This window comes from Streptomyces sp. NPDC111628 (genome assembly GCF_055635195.1).
The window spans coordinates 1,031,914-1,048,019 of sequence record NZ_JBVKBZ010000001.1 but is presented as its reverse complement, the minus strand read 5'-3'; the positions used below and the strand labels follow the sequence as shown (position 1 = coordinate 1,048,019).

The 16,106-nt window shown below is 69.9% G+C and carries 16 protein-coding genes and 1 pseudogene; 6 read left to right on the top strand and 11 right to left on the bottom strand.

What is annotated here, in order from left to right; translation table 11 throughout:
* Nucleotides 1–56: 56 nt before the first annotated feature.
* From ACZ7MF_RS05180 to ACZ7MF_RS05170, 3 genes are all read left to right on the top strand, one after another.
* Nucleotides 57–1,550, top strand: a complete 1,494-nt coding sequence (locus ACZ7MF_RS05180) for a DHA2 family efflux MFS transporter permease subunit (RefSeq protein ID WP_471474597.1) — start codon at nucleotides 57–59, stop codon at nucleotides 1,548–1,550.
* 89 nt (nucleotides 1,551–1,639) lie between these two features.
* Nucleotides 1,640–2,080, top strand: a complete 441-nt coding sequence (locus ACZ7MF_RS05175) for a pyridoxamine 5'-phosphate oxidase family protein (RefSeq protein ID WP_471474596.1) — start codon at nucleotides 1,640–1,642, stop codon at nucleotides 2,078–2,080.
* Between the two features lie 203 nt (nucleotides 2,081–2,283).
* Nucleotides 2,284–3,300, top strand: a complete 1,017-nt coding sequence (locus tag ACZ7MF_RS05170) for an intradiol ring-cleavage dioxygenase (RefSeq protein WP_471474595.1) — start codon at nucleotides 2,284–2,286, stop codon at nucleotides 3,298–3,300.
* On the opposite strand, the pseudogene ACZ7MF_RS05165 reads toward ACZ7MF_RS05170, so the two are convergent.
* Nucleotides 3,285–3,413, bottom strand: a pseudogene (locus tag ACZ7MF_RS05165) (Uma2 family endonuclease); the annotation flags it as partial. The gene ACZ7MF_RS05170 and the pseudogene ACZ7MF_RS05165 overlap by 16 nt on opposite strands.
* A 4-nt stretch (nucleotides 3,414–3,417) precedes the next feature.
* Here ACZ7MF_RS05165 and ACZ7MF_RS05160 point away from each other — a divergent pair.
* The gene (locus ACZ7MF_RS05160; protein ID WP_471474594.1) at nucleotides 3,418–3,561 is read left to right on the top strand and encodes a hypothetical protein; all 144 of its coding nucleotides are present in this window, start codon (nucleotides 3,418–3,420) and stop codon (nucleotides 3,559–3,561) included.
* A 112-nt stretch (nucleotides 3,562–3,673) separates the two neighbouring features.
* Nucleotides 3,674–3,916, top strand: coding sequence for a DUF397 domain-containing protein (locus ACZ7MF_RS05155; protein WP_471474593.1), 243 nt, complete (start codon nucleotides 3,674–3,676; stop codon nucleotides 3,914–3,916).
* A 28-nt stretch (nucleotides 3,917–3,944) separates the two neighbouring features.
* On the opposite strand, the gene ACZ7MF_RS05150 is transcribed toward ACZ7MF_RS05155, so the two are convergent.
* Together ACZ7MF_RS05150 and ACZ7MF_RS05145 are read right to left on the bottom strand one after the other, a co-directional pair.
* Nucleotides 3,945–4,355, bottom strand: coding sequence for a DUF3592 domain-containing protein (locus ACZ7MF_RS05150; protein ID WP_471474591.1), 411 nt, complete (start codon nucleotides 4,353–4,355; stop codon nucleotides 3,945–3,947).
* A 79-nt stretch (nucleotides 4,356–4,434) separates the two neighbouring features.
* Nucleotides 4,435–4,629, bottom strand: coding sequence for a hypothetical protein (locus ACZ7MF_RS05145; protein WP_115744041.1), 195 nt, complete (start codon nucleotides 4,627–4,629; stop codon nucleotides 4,435–4,437).
* Between the two features lie 186 nt (nucleotides 4,630–4,815).
* Between ACZ7MF_RS05145 and ACZ7MF_RS05140 the strand changes: the two genes are divergently transcribed.
* Complete coding sequence (locus ACZ7MF_RS05140) at nucleotides 4,816–6,939, top strand: S9 family peptidase (RefSeq protein WP_471474590.1); 2,124 nt, start codon at nucleotides 4,816–4,818, stop codon at nucleotides 6,937–6,939.
* Nucleotides 6,940–6,972: 33 nt separating this feature from the next.
* Here the strand turns inward: ACZ7MF_RS05140 and ACZ7MF_RS05135 are convergent, their stop codons facing one another.
* The 8 genes from ACZ7MF_RS05135 to ACZ7MF_RS05100 form a co-directional block, all read right to left on the bottom strand.
* On the bottom strand, nucleotides 6,973–8,037 hold the full coding sequence (locus ACZ7MF_RS05135) for an ABC transporter ATP-binding protein (RefSeq protein WP_471474589.1): 1,065 nt from the start codon (nucleotides 8,035–8,037) through the stop codon (nucleotides 6,973–6,975).
* Nucleotides 8,030–9,013 carry an ABC transporter ATP-binding protein gene (locus tag ACZ7MF_RS05130; RefSeq protein ID WP_471474587.1) on the bottom strand — a complete coding sequence of 328 codons (984 nt, stop codon included), beginning with the start codon at nucleotides 9,011–9,013 and terminating at the stop codon, nucleotides 8,030–8,032. The genes ACZ7MF_RS05135 and ACZ7MF_RS05130 overlap by 8 nt, the downstream gene beginning before the upstream one ends.
* A gap of 8 nt (nucleotides 9,014–9,021) precedes the next feature.
* A complete protein-coding gene (locus tag ACZ7MF_RS05125) occupies nucleotides 9,022–10,002 on the bottom strand; it encodes an ABC transporter permease (RefSeq protein ID WP_471474586.1) in 981 nt (326 codons plus the stop codon).
* Nucleotides 9,995–10,918, bottom strand: coding sequence for an ABC transporter permease (locus ACZ7MF_RS05120; protein ID WP_356856474.1), 924 nt, complete (start codon nucleotides 10,916–10,918; stop codon nucleotides 9,995–9,997). Before ACZ7MF_RS05120 ends, ACZ7MF_RS05125 begins: the two co-directional genes overlap by 8 nt.
* 13 nt (nucleotides 10,919–10,931) lie before the next feature.
* Nucleotides 10,932–12,569 (bottom strand): peptide ABC transporter substrate-binding protein, encoded by a 1,638-nt coding sequence (locus ACZ7MF_RS05115; RefSeq protein WP_471474585.1) that lies wholly within the window; start codon nucleotides 12,567–12,569, stop codon nucleotides 10,932–10,934.
* A gap of 222 nt (nucleotides 12,570–12,791) precedes the next feature.
* Nucleotides 12,792–13,937 (bottom strand): ABC transporter ATP-binding protein, encoded by a 1,146-nt coding sequence (locus tag ACZ7MF_RS05110; RefSeq protein WP_471474584.1) that lies wholly within the window; start codon nucleotides 13,935–13,937, stop codon nucleotides 12,792–12,794.
* Nucleotides 13,938–13,964: 27 nt separating this feature from the next.
* Nucleotides 13,965–15,026, bottom strand: a complete 1,062-nt coding sequence (locus ACZ7MF_RS05105; RefSeq protein ID WP_398324239.1) for an ABC transporter ATP-binding protein — start codon at nucleotides 15,024–15,026, stop codon at nucleotides 13,965–13,967.
* 10 nt (nucleotides 15,027–15,036) lie between these two features.
* A complete protein-coding gene (locus ACZ7MF_RS05100; RefSeq protein ID WP_471474582.1) occupies nucleotides 15,037–16,014 on the bottom strand; it encodes an ABC transporter permease in 978 nt (325 codons plus the stop codon).
* Nucleotides 16,015–16,106 lie beyond the last annotated feature (92 nt).

The window sequence follows — 16,106 nt, the reverse complement described above, 5'->3', positions numbered from 1 at the left end:
CAACAAAACTATCTGTTACGGTCTTTCCTGTCGTCCCAACTGACAGGAGAGACCGCATGCTTGCCGCATCCGACTCCGCGCCGCCGCCCGCTGCTCCCACCACTCCGCGCTCACGCCGGCTCGCTCTCGGAGTGCTCGCCACCGGGACGCTGATGGTCATCCTCGACGGCTCCATCGTGACCGTGGCGATGCCGGCCATCCAGAACGACCTGGGCTTCACCCCCGCCGGCCTCAGCTGGGTCGTCAACGCCTACCTCGTCGCGTTCGGCAGCCTGCTCCTGCTGGCCGGCCGGCTCGGCGACCTGCTCGGCCGCAGGCGCATGTTCCTGGCCGGCACCCTCGTCTTCACCGCCGCCTCGCTGCTGGCCGGCGCGGCCACCTCGTCCGCCCTGCTGATCGCCGCCCGTTTCCTCCAGGGCATCGGCAGCGCGATGGCCTCCGCCGTCAGCCTGGGCATCCTCGTGACGCTGTTCACCGAACCCCGGGAGCGCGCCAGGGCCATCGCCGTCTTCAGCTTCACCGGCGCGGCGGGTGCGTCGATCGGCCAGGTCCTCGGCGGTGTACTCACCGACGCGCTCACCTGGCACTGGATCTTCTTCATCAACCTGCCGATCGGCATCGCCGCCCTCGCGGTCGCCGTACGCGTCCTGCCCGGTGACCGCGGACTCGGCCTCGGGGCGGGCGCGGACGTCCTGGGCGCGGTGCTGGTCACCTCCGGTCTGATGCTCGGCATCTACACCGTCGTCAAGGTCGAGGAGTCCGGCTGGACTTCGGTGCGCACCCTCGGCCTCGGCGCTCTCGCCGCCGTACTGCTCGCCGCGTTCCTCGTCCGTCAGGCCACCGCGAAGAACCCGCTCATGCCGCTGCGGACCTTCCGCTCGCGCAGCGTCTCCGGCGCCAACCTGGTCCAGATCCTGATGGTCGCCGCGCTCTTCTCCTTCCAGGTGCTTGTCGCCCTCTACCTCCAGAAGGTGCTCGGGTACGGTGCCGCCGAGACCGGCCTCGCGATGCTCCCCGCAGCCGCCGTCATCGGTGCGGCCTCCCTGGGAGTCTCGGCCCGCCTCAACGCCCGCTTCGGTGAGCGCAACGTCCTGCTGGCGGGCATCGTGCTCCTCATCGGCGTCCTCGCCCTCCTCGCCCGCGTCCCCGTCCGGGCCGGTTACGCCGTCGACCTGCTGCCGGTCATGCTGCTCGCCGCGGGCTTCGGCCTCGCGCTGCCCGCGCTGACCACGCTCGGCATGTCCGGCGCGAGCGAGGAGGACGCCGGCCTCGCGTCCGGCCTGTTCAACACCACCCAGCAGATCGGCATGGCCCTGGGTGTCGCCGTCCTGTCCACCCTGGCCGCCTCCCGCACCGAGAGTCTCGCGGCGGACGGCCGGACGGCGGCCGAGGCGCTGACCGGCGGCTACCGGCTCGCCTTCGCGACGGGCGCGGGGCTTCTGGTCACCGCCTTCGTCGTCGCCTCGGCGATGCTGCGCCGCCCCGAGCGGCGGGCCGCCCAGGAGCCCGCTGACGACACGCCGGTTCCCGCCCGGACCACGGCCGTCTGACCCGCCTCCCGCCCCGTCCGGCCCTGACGCGACGCGTCCCGAGCCTCCCAGCCGGACCCGACCCGACCCGACCGCCGAAAGGCTGACCCATGAGCGAGAAGACCGTCACCGAGACGCCCGCCGGCACCACCGAGAACGACGGGCCGGCCCCCCGGGTGCTCACCGAACAGGAGCTCTCCCAGCTGTTGCACCGCCAGCAGTTCGGCGTACTCGCGAGCGTCAGGAGCACCGGCCACCCTCACCTGTCGACCGTCGTCTACGACTGGAACGCCGAGGAACGCGTCCTGCGCGTCTCCTCCACCGCCGACCGCCTCAAGGTTCGCCAACTGCGCCGCGACCCGCACACCTCACTGCACGTCAGCGGCCCGGACGTCTGGTCGTTCGCCGTGGCGGAGGGCGAGGCGGAGATAGTGGACCCGGCCGACGGGGCGGCCCCCGGCGAGCAGTCGCTGCCGGACCGGCGTGTGGTGATCCTGATCCGGGTCTCCCGGCTGTACGGGACCGCCCTGGACTTCCCGGCCCAGGACTGAACGGGAGTCGGACGGCCAGGTCCGGCCGAGCCGAGGCCGCGACCTCCCGTGGGCAGCCCGCCCTTCCCAGCCCACTCACAGGCAGCACCGAGCCGGGTCATGGACTCCGGTGCCAGGCTGACCCTCGGGTCGGCAGCGGCGCCCCGCTCCCGGGGCTCGACGCGGACCTCGCGGACCTGTCACACCCAGACGGAAGGCGCTCGATGCGCAAGCCGAAAGCCCACCAGACTCCCGACGGCCTCGCCTACCAGGGGCGGCTGCTTCCCCATCCCGAGGAAGAGGTCGTCGACCAGGGACTGAAGTTCGACCTCGGCACACTCGTCTCCCGCCGCCGGGCCCTGTCCTTCCTCGGCGGGATCGGCGGCATGGCGGCGCTCGCCGCGTGCGGCTCGGACTCCGGCGGCGGCACCTCGGGCAAGGCCACGGCCTCCGCCTCGTCGTCCGGCCTGACCGAGATCCCCGACGAGACCAACGGGCCCTACCCCGCCGACGGCACCAACGGGGTCCAGGTCCTGGACCAGGACGGCATCGTCCGGAAGGACATCCGCTCCAGTTTCGGCGACTCGAAGACGACCGCCCCGGGCATCCCGCTCACCTTCGAGTTCACCCTGCTGGACATCGCCAAGGACGGCGTCCCGCTCGCCGGAGCGGCCGTCTACGCCTGGCAGTGCGATCGCGACGGCAACTACTCCCTGTACTCCAGCGGCGTCGAGGACGAGAACTACCTGCGCGGGGTCCAGGTCGCCGACGACGACGGCCGGGTCGAGTTCGTCAGCATCTTCCCCGCCTGCTACCCGGGACGCTGGCCCCACGTGCACTTCGAGGTCTATCCCGACCTCGGTTCCGTCACCGACTACGACAAGCGGCTGTCGACCTCCCAGCTGGCCATCCCCAAGACCGACTGCGACGCGGTCTTCGCCACCGAGGGCTACGAGTCCTCCGTCGGCAACCTGGCCAAGCTCACCCTCAAGACCGACAACGTCTTCGGCGACGACGGCGGGGTCCACCAGCTCGCGACCGTGACCGGCTCGGTGAAGGCCGGCTACGCGGCCAAGCTGACCGTCCCCATCGACACCGGCACCGAGCCCACCGGGGGCAACGCGCCCGGCGGCGGCGGTGGCGGCCCCGAGGGCGGTCAGCCACCCAGCGGCGCCCCGACCGGCCCGCCGCCGAGCGGGGCGCCCTCGGGAGCGCCGGACAACCCTCAGCCGTCACCCTGAGAGCGCGGCAGGCCGGTCGTGGAGATGGTCCACTCCCCGATGGTGACGTCCTCGCCGTAGACGAAGTCCTTGCGCACGGCGTATCGGGGACCGTCCGGGGTGGAGTGCCCATCGGGCATGAGCGTGGAGCCCGTCCAGTCGACCCGTCCCGGCGGCGAGCACGTCCTCTACTTCGGCCACGGCCGCGGCTGGCTGCGGTACCACTTCACACCGCGCGCCACCGACCCGCAGATCATCATCGACGAGTGCTTCTGGCGGTGACGAGGGCCGGGTTCGATTGGAGTGCTTCCCCCCGGGCATGCGCTCACCGCGTGGTGTCCGTGACCTCGGCACGGATCCTCGTACCGATCACGCAGAGCGTGAGGACGGCTCGATGGTCGGGCGCTCGCAGGCTGTTGCCAACGGCCGACCAGCCACCGAGCCCAGGCCCCTCACACCGCGTGAGACAGCCTCATTCATCGAGAGCAGCTACAGCAGCAGCGAAGGCGACTCCTGCGTCGAGATCGCCGCCGAACCCGTCACCGTGCACGTCCGCGACTCGAAGAACCTCGGCGGCCCACAACTCGCCTCCCCCGCCACGTGGGTCGGCTTCCTGCCGTACGCGGTCAAGAGCTGATCCGTCGGGCCGTCAGGCCGTCAGGCCGTCAGGCCGTCACGGCGATCATCGCGCCGATGCCCAGGAAGACCAGGGCCACGGCCAGCACGAAGTACACCGGGCCGGTCATGTGACGGCGCATGAACACGCGGGCCGCCTGCGGGTCTTGGGGCAGATAGATCACGGTGACCTCGCGGCCGGTCGCGAGCCCCATTCCGGATCCGCGCATGCTCGGCGTGAACTCCACGCGGTAGCCGCGCTGGTCGGCGAAGGCGATGATCGGCGCCCACGAGGGACTGCCCTGAGCGCCGCGCACCCGTACGTTGTCGACCACCATGCCGGAGGCGAGAATCCCGTGCCTGCGCAGTCGGCGTACCCGTGCGGCGTCGTGCAGCCCGGCCCACAGGAGCAGCACCCCGACCAGGCCGCACACCAGGATCCCCATCACGGTGTTCGTCATGCCTCGGCGCCTCCGTCTCCCCGGGCTGCTTCGCGCTTCGGGGGCGGAGACGCCGCCGAAGCGCCGGCCGGTTCCGCCGTCAGAAGTTGATGTCTCCGATCATCCCCGCGATGTTCGTCGTCAGCTCGCTGATCGTAGGAGCCATCGTCGACGAGGCCAGGTAGAAGCCGAGGAGCATGCAGACCACCGCATGCCCGGCTTTCAAGCCTGACTTCTTGACCAGCAGGAAGACGATGATCGCCAGCAGCACGACCGCCGAGATCGAGAGTGCCACGGCGGCTCACCTCCAATGGGCCCAGGGACATGGGGGGTCGGTCGCAGTCGGAGCTCGGGGCAGATAAATCCACGGGACGGGCACCTGGTTGGTACCCACTATGCGCTAGTGATCATAACTATCCGTGCGCGCGCATCTCTCGGCGCACGGCCGCACAAGGGGGCGCATGGCCAATATGGTCAAGGCATGACGACCGAGCCCGATTCCTTCCCCAAACGGCACGCCCGCACCCAGCGGTTCACGCTCGGCGCGCCGCGTTCGTTCACCGTGGCACCCGATGGTTCACGGGTCGCCTTCCTGCGCTCCGGCACCGGTACGGACCGGGCCAATTCGCTGTGGATCCTGGACGTCGAGAAGGGCGGGGAGCGCATCGCAGCCGACCCCCGCGCCCTTCTGGGCGGCGCCGAGGAGCGTCTGTCGCCCGAGGAACGGGCCCGGCGCGAGCGCAGCCGCGAGGGCGGCGCCGGGATCGTCGGCTACGCGACCGACTCGACGGTCGAGCTGGCCTCCTTCGCCCTTTCGGGGCGGCTCTTCGCGGCCGAGCTGCGGGCCGGCACCGCGCGCGAACTCCCCACCCCCGGACCGGTGATCGACCCGCGCCCCTCCCCCGACGGCCTGCACATCGCCTACGTCGCCCACGGCGCCCTGCGGGTGGTGGGCGCCGAGGGGGACGGGGACCGGGCGCTGGCCGAGGAGGACGGCGAAGGCGTCACGTACGGGCTGGCCGAGTTCGTCGCGGCCGAGGAGATGTCGCGCAGCCGGGGCTTCTGGTGGAGCCCGGAGTCGGACCGGCTGCTGGTGGCCCGCGTGGACGACACGCCGGTCCAGCGCTGGTGGATCTCCGACCCGGCCCACCCGGAGCGTGATCCACAACACGTGCCGTATCCGGCGGCGGGCACCCCCAACGCCGACGTACGGCTGTTCGCGATCGGCCTGGACGGGGGGCGCACGGAGGTCCTCTGGGACCGGGCGAGGTATCCGTATCTGGCCCGAGTGCACTGGTCAGCGGCGGGTGCACCACTCCTTCTCGTACAGGCGCGCGACCAGCGCAGCCAGCTGTTCCTGGCCGTGGACACCGAGTCGGGGACGACCCGGATGGTGCACGCCGACGAAGATCCAACTTGGCTGGAACTCTTCCCCGGGGTGCCCTGCTGGAGCCCTTCGGGTCAGCTCGTACGGATCGCCGACGAAGGTGGTGCGCGGGTCCTCGCGGTGGGTGAACGGCCGCTCACCGGCGCCCAGTTGCACCTGAGGGCGGTGCTGGACGTCGGGCCCGACGACGTGCTGGTCTCCGCCTCGGCGGGCGAGGAGGCGGCCGAGGCGGAGATCGGCGAGGTGCACGTCTACCGGGTGAACGAACTGGGCGTCGAACGCCTGTCGCAGGAGCCCGGTGTGCACTCGGCGGTACGCGCGGGCGGCGTGACGGTGCTCGTCTCCGCCACCCTCGACCGGCCGGGGGCCCGGGCACAGGTACTGCGGGACGGGAAGACGTCGGCGATCGTAGCCTCGTACGCGGAAGACCCCGGTTTGTCCCCGCGCGTGACCCTCACCCAAGGGGGCGCACGGCGTGTCCCGTGCGCCGTGCTTATGCCAACGGACTACCACGGTGACACCCCCCTCCCCGTGCTCCTGGACCCCTACGGTGGTCCGCACGGTCAACGCGTCGTCGCCGCCCACAACGCCCACCTCACCTCGCAGTGGTTCGCGGACCAGGGGTTCGCGGTGGTCGTCGCCGACGGGCGGGGCACGCCAGGACGGTCCCCCGCCTGGGAGAAGGCCGTCAAGGACGACGTGGCCGCCGTGGTGCTCCAGGACCAGGTGGACGCGCTGCACGCCCTCGCCGCCGACTTCCCGCTGGACCTGAACCGCGTCGCCGTCCGGGGGTGGTCCTTCGGTGGCTACCTGGCCGCGCTCGCGGCGCTGCGCCGGCCGGACGTCTTCCACGCCGCCGTCGTGGGCGCCCCGGTCACCGACCTCCGGCTCTACGACACCCACTACCAGGAGCGGTATCTCGGCGACCCCGGTGAGCAGCCGGACGTCTACCGCCGTAACTCGGTGATCGACGACGCGGGACTGGTCGACGCTGCCGAGCCGCACCGGCCCATGATGGTCATCCACGGCCTCGCGGACGACAACGTGGTGGTCGCCCACTCGCTGCGCCTGTCCTCGGCCCTGCTGGCGGCCGGCCGCCCGCACGAGGTGCTGCCCCTGTCCGGCGTCACCCACATGACCCCGCAGGAGTCGGTCGCCGAGAACCTGCTGCTGCTCCAGGTGGACTTCCTCAAGCGGTCGCTGCCCGCACCGGAGTAGCACCCGTCCGGCAGCGGGCCGGGGGGGGACCTGTCACCCCGGCCCGCTGCCCTCGCCCTCTCCCTCGGGCGGAACCACCTGCTTCTCCTCCGCGAAGTGGCACGCCGAGTCGTGGGCCGCGGGCCCGGAGACCGAGCGGAACTCCGCGGGGACGGCGAGGGCCGGTACCTCCAGCGCGCACCGCTCCCGTGCCTTCCAGCAGCGGGTGCGGAAGCGGCACCCGGAGGGGATGTTGGTCGGGGACGGGACGTCGCCGGCCAGGATGATCCGCTCGCGGTGTTCCCGGGCCTCCGGGTCGGGCACCGGCACGGCGGACAGCAGCGCCTGGGTGTAGGGGTGCGTGGGGTGGTCGTAGATCTCCTCGTCCCGGCCCGTCTCGACGATGCGGCCCAGGTACATCACGCCGACCCGGTCCGAGATGTGCCGGACGATCGACAGGTCGTGGGCGATGAAGATGTAGGAGAGGTCGAACTCGTCCTGGAGCCGGGCCATCAGGTTGATCACCTGGGCCTGGACCGACACGTCGAGGGCCGAGACCGGCTCGTCGGCGACGATGATCTCCGGGCGCAGTGCCAGGCCCCGCGCGATGCCGATGCGCTGGCGCTGGCCGCCGGAGAACTGGTGGGGGTAGCGGTTGATGTACTCCGGGTTCAGGCCGACCACGTCCAGCAGGTCCTGGACCCGCTTGCGGCGGTCGCCCTTCGGGGCCACCTCCGGGTGGATGTCGTAGGCCTCGCCGATGATGTCGCCGACGGTCATGCGGGGGTTGAGGGAGGTGTAGGGGTCCTGGAAGACCATCTGGATGTTCCGGCGTACGGACTTCAGGGCCCTGCCCGACAGGCGGGTGATGTCCTCGCCCTTGTAGCGGATCTCCCCCGCCGTCGGCCGCTCCAGGTTGACCAGCATCTTGGCGACCGTGGACTTGCCGCAGCCGGACTCGCCGACGATGCCGAGGGTCTCGCCGCGGGCCAGCTCGAAGTCCACGCCGTCGACGGCCTTGACCGCGCCGACCTGCTTCTTGAAGAGGATGCCGGAGGTCAGCGGGTAGTGCTTGACCAGGCCGCGGACTTCGAGGATCGGCTCCGTGGTCTCAGCCATGCAGGCACTCCCTCCAGAAGTGGCAGGCGCTGCCCCGCTCGGCGTCGGACTCCGTGACGTCGTAGAGGGGAGGTACGTCGGTGCGGCAGACGTCCTGGGCCATCGGGCAGCGGGGGTGGAAGGCGCAGCCGGGCGGGATGCGGGTGAGGTTGGGCGGCAGGCCCTTGATGGCGTAGAGCTCCTGGCCCTTCTGGTCCAGACGCGGGATCGACTCCAGCAGGCCGCGGGTGTACGGGTGGGCCGGGGCCTTGTAGATGTCGTGGACCGGCGCCGTCTCCACGATCCGCCCCGCGTACATGACGGCGATCTTGTCGGCGACGTCGGCGACCACGCCGAGGTCGTGGGTGATGAGGATCAGGCCCATGTGCAGCTCGCGCTGGAGTTCCGCGAGCAGGTCCATGACCTGGGCCTGGACGGTGACGTCGAGGGCGGTGGTCGGCTCGTCGGCGATGATCAGCTTGGGCTCCAGGGCCATCGCCATCGCGATCATGATGCGCTGGCGCATGCCGCCGGAGAACTGGTGCGGGTACTGCCGGACCCGCTCCTTGGCGGCCGGGATGCGGACCCGGTCCATCAGCTCGATCGCCTTGGCGTGGGCGTCCTTGCGGGACATGCCGCGGTGCACGGTGAACATCTCGGCGAGCTGGGCGCCGACGGTCAGGACCGGGTTCAGCGAGGACAGCGCGTCCTGGAAGATCATCGCCATCTCGGCGCCGCGGACCTTCCGGCGTTCCTCCTCCTTGAGTTTCAGCAGGTCCCGGCCCTCGAAGAGAATCTCCCCCGAGGTGATCCGGCCGGGCGGGATGTCGAGGATGCCCATGATCGCCTGGGCGGTGACGGACTTGCCGGAGCCGGACTCGCCGAGCACCGCGAGGGTCTCGCCCGCGTCCACGCCGTAGTCGACGCCGTTGACGGCCTTGGCGACGCCGTCGCGGGTGTGGAACTCCACGTGCAGGTCGCGCACTTCGAGCAGCATGCGGTCGCTCACCTCAGCTTCGGGTCGAGGGCGTCGCGCACCGCGTCGCCGAGCATGATGAACGCGAGGACGGTGATGGCGAGCGCCCCTGACGGCCACAGCAGCGCGTGCGGGGCGTTGCGCACGTAGGGGGCGGCGGAGGAGATGTCGATGCCCCAGGAGACGCTGGGCGGCTTCAGGCCGACGCCGAGGAAGGACAGGGTTGCCTCCAGGGAGATGTAGGTGCCGAGCGCGATGGTCGCCACGACGATGACCGGCGCGACGGCGTTGGGCGCGATGTGGCGGAGCAGGAGCCGGGAGTTGGAGGCGCCCAGCGCGCGGGCCGCCTGCACGTAGTCGTTCTGCTTGGCGGTGATGACGGAGCCGCGGGCGATGCGGGAGATCTGCGGCCAGCCGAGCAGCACGATGAAGCCGATGACGGGCCAGATGGTGTTGCTGGTGATGACGGAGAGCAGGACGAGGCCGCCCAGGACGACCGGGATGGCGAAGAAGATGTCGGTGATCCGGGACAGGACCGCGTCCCCGCCGCCGCCGAAGAACCCGGCGAGGCCGCCGAGGACGCTGCCGAGGATCGCGACGCCGAGCGTGGCCAGGATGCCGACCGCGACCGAGGTGCGGGCGCCGTAGACGGTACGGGTGTAGACGTCGCAGCCCTGGCCGTTGAAACCGAAGGGATGGCCGGACTGGGAGCCCTCCTGGGCCTTGGACAGGTCGCACTTGAGGGGGCTGCCGGAGGCGATCAGGGACGGCCACAGGGAGATGACGATCAGGAAGAGGATCACCAGGGCGGAGATGATGAAGACGGGGTTGCGGCGCAGGTCGTGCCACGCGTCGGACCACAGGCTGCGCGGCTTTTCCCGGGGGTCGGCCCCGTCCGGGCCCGGCGGCTGCTCCAGCGTGACCGCCTCGCTCGCGCCCAGGTCCATCGTGCCGCCCATGCCGGTGCCGGCGATGGCGCGTTCGGGCTCGTAGGGCTCCTGTTCAGGCATAGCGGATCCTCGGGTCGAGTACGGCGTACAGGAGGTCGACGACGAGGTTGGCGACGAGGAAGACGAGGACCAGGACGGTGACGAAGCCGACCACGGTCTGCGTGTTCTGGCGCAGGATGCCCTGGTAGAGCTGGTAGCCGACGCCGTGGATGTTGAAGATCCGCTCGGTGACGATGGCGCCGCCCATCAGCGCGCCGATGTCGGTGCCGATGAAGGTGACGACGGGGATGAGGGAGTTGCGCAGCAGGTGCCGGGTGATGACCCGGTGGCGGGGCAGTCCCTTGGCGATGGCGGTGCGGACGTAGTCGGAGCGCCGGTTCTCGGCGATGGAGGTACGGGTCAGCCGGGTGACGTAGGCCAGCGAGACCGAGGCGAGGACCAGGCCGGGGACGATCAGCTCGCCGAAGGCCGCCTCGGAGGAGACGGCCGGGTCGATCCAGCCCCACTTGACGCCGAGCAGCAGCTGGAGCAGCAGGCCGGTGACGAAGGTGGGCACGGAGATGACGACGAGGGTCAGGAGCAGCACCCCGGTGTCGACGGGGCGGCCGCGGCGCAGGCCGGTGACGACACCGAGGATGATCCCCACGATGATCTCGAAGAGGATCGCGACGATGGTGAGCCGGATGGTGACCGGGAACGCCGTCCCCATCAGCTCGGTGACCGGCTGGCCGTTGAAGGCGGTGCCGAAGTCGCCGGTGAAGACGTTGCCCATGTAGGTGACGTACTGCTGCCACACGGGCTGGTCGAGGCCGAACTCGTGCCGCAGCTGCGCGGCCGTCGCCGGGTCGCACTCCCGGTCGCCGCACAGGCCCGCGATGGGGTCGCCCATCACGTTGACCATCAGGAAGATCAGCAGCGTGGCCCCGATGAAGACCGGGATCATCTGGAGCAGCCGCCGGACGACGTAGCGTCCCATGGAGACCGCCTCCTCAGCCGACCTTGATCTCGTTGTAGACCGGGACGCTGAAGGGGTTGAGCTTCACGTTGGAGAGCCGGTCGGAGTATCCGGCGCTGCCGTTCTGGTACCAGAGCGGGATGGCCCCCATGTCGTCCCTGAGAACCTCCTCGGCCTGCTGGAAGAGGCCGACGGCCTTGGCGGTGTCGGTCTCGGCGTTGGCCTGGTCGACGAGGTCGTCGAACTTCTGGTTGGACCACTTGCCGTCGTTGGAGGAGGCGTTGGTGTAGTAGAGCGGCTGGAGGAAGTTCTGGATGAGCGGGTAGTCCATCTGCCAGCCCGCGCGGAAGGGGCCGCTCATCTTCTGGTCGGTGATCTGGTTGCGGAAGTCGGCGAAGGTGCCGACCGGGTTGCCGGCGCAGGCGCGGTCGTTGTCCAGGGCGTTGTTGATGGAGTTGCAGACCGCGTCGACCCACTGCTTGTGGGAGCCGGTGTCCGCGTTGTACGTGATCTTGACCTGGCCACCGGGGAGTCCGCCGCCCTCCTTGACCAGCTTCTTCGCCTCGTCGGCGTTGTACTCGCAGGCGTCGCCGCACAGGCCCGGCTTGTAGCCGCCCTCCTTGCCGAGGACCGGTGAGGTCCAGTCGGTGGCCGGGGTGCGGGTGTTCTGGAAGATCGTGTCGGTGATCTGCTTGCGGTCGATCGCCATGGACAGGCCCTTGCGGACCTTCTCCGAGCCGGGCTTGCTCCAGTCGTTGTCGTAGAACGGGAAGGCGAGGGTCTGGATGATGCCCGCCGGGGTGTTGATGTACCGGTCGCCGAGGTCGTTCTTGACGTTCTTGAGCTGGGAGGCCGGGACGTCGTCGACGAGGTCGAGGTTGCCCGCGATCAGGTCGGTGTAGGCGGTGTTGTTGTCGGTGTAGACCTTGAGGTCCACGCCGCCGTTCTGCGCCTTGTCCGGGCCGGGGTAGTCGTCCCACTTGCGCAGGGACATCTGGGAGCCGCGGGTGTAGTTGTCGACCTGGTAGGGGCCGTTGCCGACGGGCTTCTTCAGCCAGGCGTCGTGGTCGTCGAAGAACGCCTTGGGCAGCGGCGCGAAGGCCGGGTAGCCGAGGGTGTCGGGGAACGTGGAGAACTTCTGGCTGAGCCTGATCGTGAAGGTGAGGGGGCCGGTCACCTTCAGCCCGGAGAGGGTGTCCGCGCTCTGCTTGCCGCCGTCCTCGGGGTGCGCCTTGTCGTAGCCGTCGATGTAGGCGAAGAAGTACGCGTTGCGCTGGTTGTTCTTGAGGCTCGCGCCGTAGTTCCAGGCGTCCACGAAGGACTGCGCGGTGACCTTCTCGCCGTTGCTGAAGGTCCAGCCGTCCTTGACGGTGACGGTGAAGTTCTGCGAGTCGGAGGTGTCGATCTTCTCGGCGAGCATGTTCTGCGCCTCGCCGGTCTCGGGGTCGTACTTCTTCAGCCCCCGGAAGATCATGTCGAGGACCTTGCCGCCCTGCACCTCGTTGGTGTTGGCCGGCTCCAACGGGTTCTGGGGGTCGCCCCAGGAGGAGCTGAGCACGCCGCCGCTGCCCCCGCCGCTGCCTCCGTCCCCGCCCCCGCCGCCGCAGGCCGTCGCCGCGAGGACTACCGCCGCCGCGCAAGCGGCCCATTTGGCGTGCGTGGCTCCGCGCATGGAGTGCCTCCTCGTGCCCTGACTCGTCCGCTGGTCCGTTCCGGTCCAGCTTCGAAGGGCGTACTCGGGGGCGCACACCCGTCCGGTCCATACGGGTTGCCGGTGTCCTCCGGACGGGTGCAGGAGGTCCCGCGGCACGCGGCAGGGCGGCGGCATGCGGAAGGGCGGCGGCGGGAGTCCCGCTCCCGCCGCCGCCCTTTCCCGGCTGCCTTCGTGTGCCGGTCAGCCCTTGGAGACCGCCGCGCCGCCGTCGGCGTCGTCCTCCATCGCCTTCAGGCCCGGGTCCATGACGATGTCCTCGGCCCTGGCCTCCGTCGAGCCCTCCTCCGGGAAGTGGCAGGCCGTCAGGTGGCCCTCCCGGTTCCCGGAGAGCTGCACCAGCGGCGGCTCCTCGGTGGCGCACTTGTCCTGCGCCTTCCAGCACCGGGTGCGGAACCGGCAGCCGGAGGGCGGCGAGATCGGCGAGGGCACGTCGCCCTCCAGCCGGATCCGCTCGCGCTTGTCGGCGTCGAGGTCCGCCTCGGGCACGGCCGACAACAGGGCGTGCGTGTACGGGTGCCGGGGGCGGTTGTAGAGCGAGTCGCGGTCCGCGATCTCCACGATCTTGCCCAGGTACATCACCGCGACGCGCTGCGAGAAGTGCCGCACGATCGCCAGGTCGTGGGCGATGAAGACGAACGCGATGCCCATCTCCCGCTGCACTTCCTGCAGCAGGTTCACCACCTGGGCCTGGATCGACACGTCGAGGGCCGAGACCGGCTCGTCGGCGACGATGAGCTTCGGCTGCAGCGCGACGGCACGCGCCACCCCGATGCGCTGGCGCTGACCGCCGGAGAACTCGTGCGGGAAGCGGTTGTAGTGCTCCGGGTTGAGACCGACGATCTCCAGGAGCTCGCGGACGCGCTTCTCCCGGCCGCCGGGCGGGTTGATCCCGTTGATCTCCATCGGGCCCGAGATGATCGTGCCGACGGTCTGCCGCGGGTTCAGGGAGGCGTACGGGTCCTGGAAGATCATCTGGATCTCGGACCGGACCGGCGCCAGTTGTCGCCGGTTGGCCCGGGTGATGTCCTTGCCCCGGTACTCGATGCTGCCCTGCGTCGGCTCGTACAGCCGGGTCAGCAGCCGGCCGGTGGTCGACTTGCCGCAGCCGGACTCGCCGACGAGGCCGAGGCTCTCGCCCGGGTAGACCTCGAAGTCGACGCCGTCGACGGCCTTGACGTGGCCGACGGTGCGCTTGATCGGGAAGCCGCCCTTGATCGGGAAGTGCTTCGAGAGGCCGCTGACCTTGAGAAGCGGCGCGGTGTCGCCGTCCCGCTGCTGCGGGAAGTCGTCGGCCACCGCTGTGGTCGTCTTGCTGTTGTCGCTCATGGTGATGCCCCAGTCGCCGGTTTCCGCTCAGCCCAGCCGGGGCTGAATCTTCTCGATGAACACCTGCTGCCGCTGGTCGCCCGTCAGGTGACAGGCGGCGGCGCGGCCGTTCGGGAGCGTCGGACGCTCGCCCGAGCAGCGCTCGCCGGAGACCAGGTCGGTGAAGCCGCACCGCGGGTGGAACGCGCACCCGGAGGGCGGGTTCATCAGCGAGGGCGGCGACCCCGGGATGGGCATCAGCGGCTCGTCGACGTCGGAGGTGAGGTTCGGCATCGAGCTCAGCAGACCCCAGGTGTACGGGTGCTGCGGGGACTTGAGCACCTCGCGCACCGTGCCGCGCTCGACGGCCCGGCCCGCGTACATGACCATGATGTCGTCGGCCATGTTGCCGACGACGCCCAGGTCGTGGGTGATCATGATGATCGCGGAGCCGAACTCCTGCTGCAGGTCCTTGAGCAGGTCGAGGATCTGCGCCTGGACGGTCACGTCGAGCGCCGTGGTGGGCTCGTCCGCGATCAGCAGGTCCGGGTTGCAGGACAGGGCCATGGCGATCATGGCGCGCTGGCGCATACCGCCGGAGAACTGGTGCGGGTAGTCGTCGACCCGCTTGTGCGGGTGCGGGATGCCGACCTTCTGCAGCAGGTCGATGGCGCGCACCCGGGCGTCCTTCTTGGACGCGCCGTTGTGCTTCATGAACGGCTCCGCGATCTGCCGGCCGACCGTGTAGTACGGCGACAGCGCGGTCAGCGCGTCCTGGAAGATCATCGCCATCTTCTTGCCGCGCAGCTTCTCCAGCTGCTTCTCACTGGCGTCGGTCAGTTCCTGGCCGTCCAGGGTGATCGAGCCGTCGACCGCGGTCTTGCGGCGGTCGTGCAGTCCGAGGACGGCCAGGTTGGTCACCGACTTGCCGGAGCCGGACTCGCCGACGATGCCGAGCGTCTTGCCCCGCTCCAGGTCGAAGGAGAGACCGTCCACCGCCTTGACGACGCCGCCCTCGGTGGAGAAGTGGACCTTGAGGTCGCGCACCGAGAGAAACGCGTCCCCCGCGGCGGCGGCCGGGGCCGCTTCGGGCTTGGTCTGAGTGGTCACGGTGGTTCTCCTAGGACAGGCGCACGCGCGGGTCGATGACTGCGTACATGGCGTCCACGATCAGGTTGAAGAAGATGATGAGCGCGGCGCTGACCAGCATGACGCCCATCAGCATCGGCAGGTCCTTGTTGGTGACGGAGTCCAGCGCGAGCCGGCCGACACCGGCCAGGCCGAACGTCAGCTCGGTCACCATGCCGCCGCCCATGAGCGAGGACAGGTCGATGCCGAGGATGGTGACGATGGGGACGAGGGAGCCGCGCCAGGCGTAGCGGAAGAAGGTGTAGTTGCCCGACATGCCCTTGGCGCGGGCCGCCTTCACATGCTCTTCCTGGAGTTGCTCGATCATCGACGAGCGGCCCATACGGGTGTACTGGGCGGTGAAGATGGTCGCCATGACCAGCCATGGGATCAGCAGACCCATGAACCAGCCGCCCAGGTCCTCGGAGAACGGCACGTACTTCGGCTTCTCGAGCCAGCCCGTGTTGTACACGAGCAGGAGCAGCACCAGCGGGCCGAGGAAGTAGATCTGCAGGGAGCTGATGACCAGCGAACCCGAGGTGAAGACCTTGTCGACCCAGGAGCCACGGTACTTGGCGGCCAGCAGGCCGGCGCCGAGACCGACGACGAGGAAGACGATCAGGCTGCCGACGGTCAGCGAGACGGTCAGCGGGAAGCGGTCCAGGATCGTGTCCCAGACGTTCTGGTTGTTCGCGAAGGAGACGCCGAAGCAGGGGGCGTCGCAGTGGCCGACCGCGAAGTCGCGCCCCGTGAAGATGCCGGCCAGGAAGTGCCAGTACTGGACGGTGACCGGCTGGTCGAGGCCCAGGTTCTTGTGGATGATCTCCAGCGCGTCCGGAGTGCAGTTCTTGCCACAGGCCAGCAAGGCCGGGTCCTGCGGGATCGCGAAGAACATGAAGAAGGTGAAGGCACTGATCAACACCAGGATCAGCACCGCGCCGAAGGACCGGCGAATGAGGAATTGAAGCATGGCAGACAGCTGCTCTCAGGACTGCGGCAGTCGGATGGGGAGGTGTGGACCGGATCCGGGCCCGGTGGGGGCGCTCCGCCGCGCGCCCACCA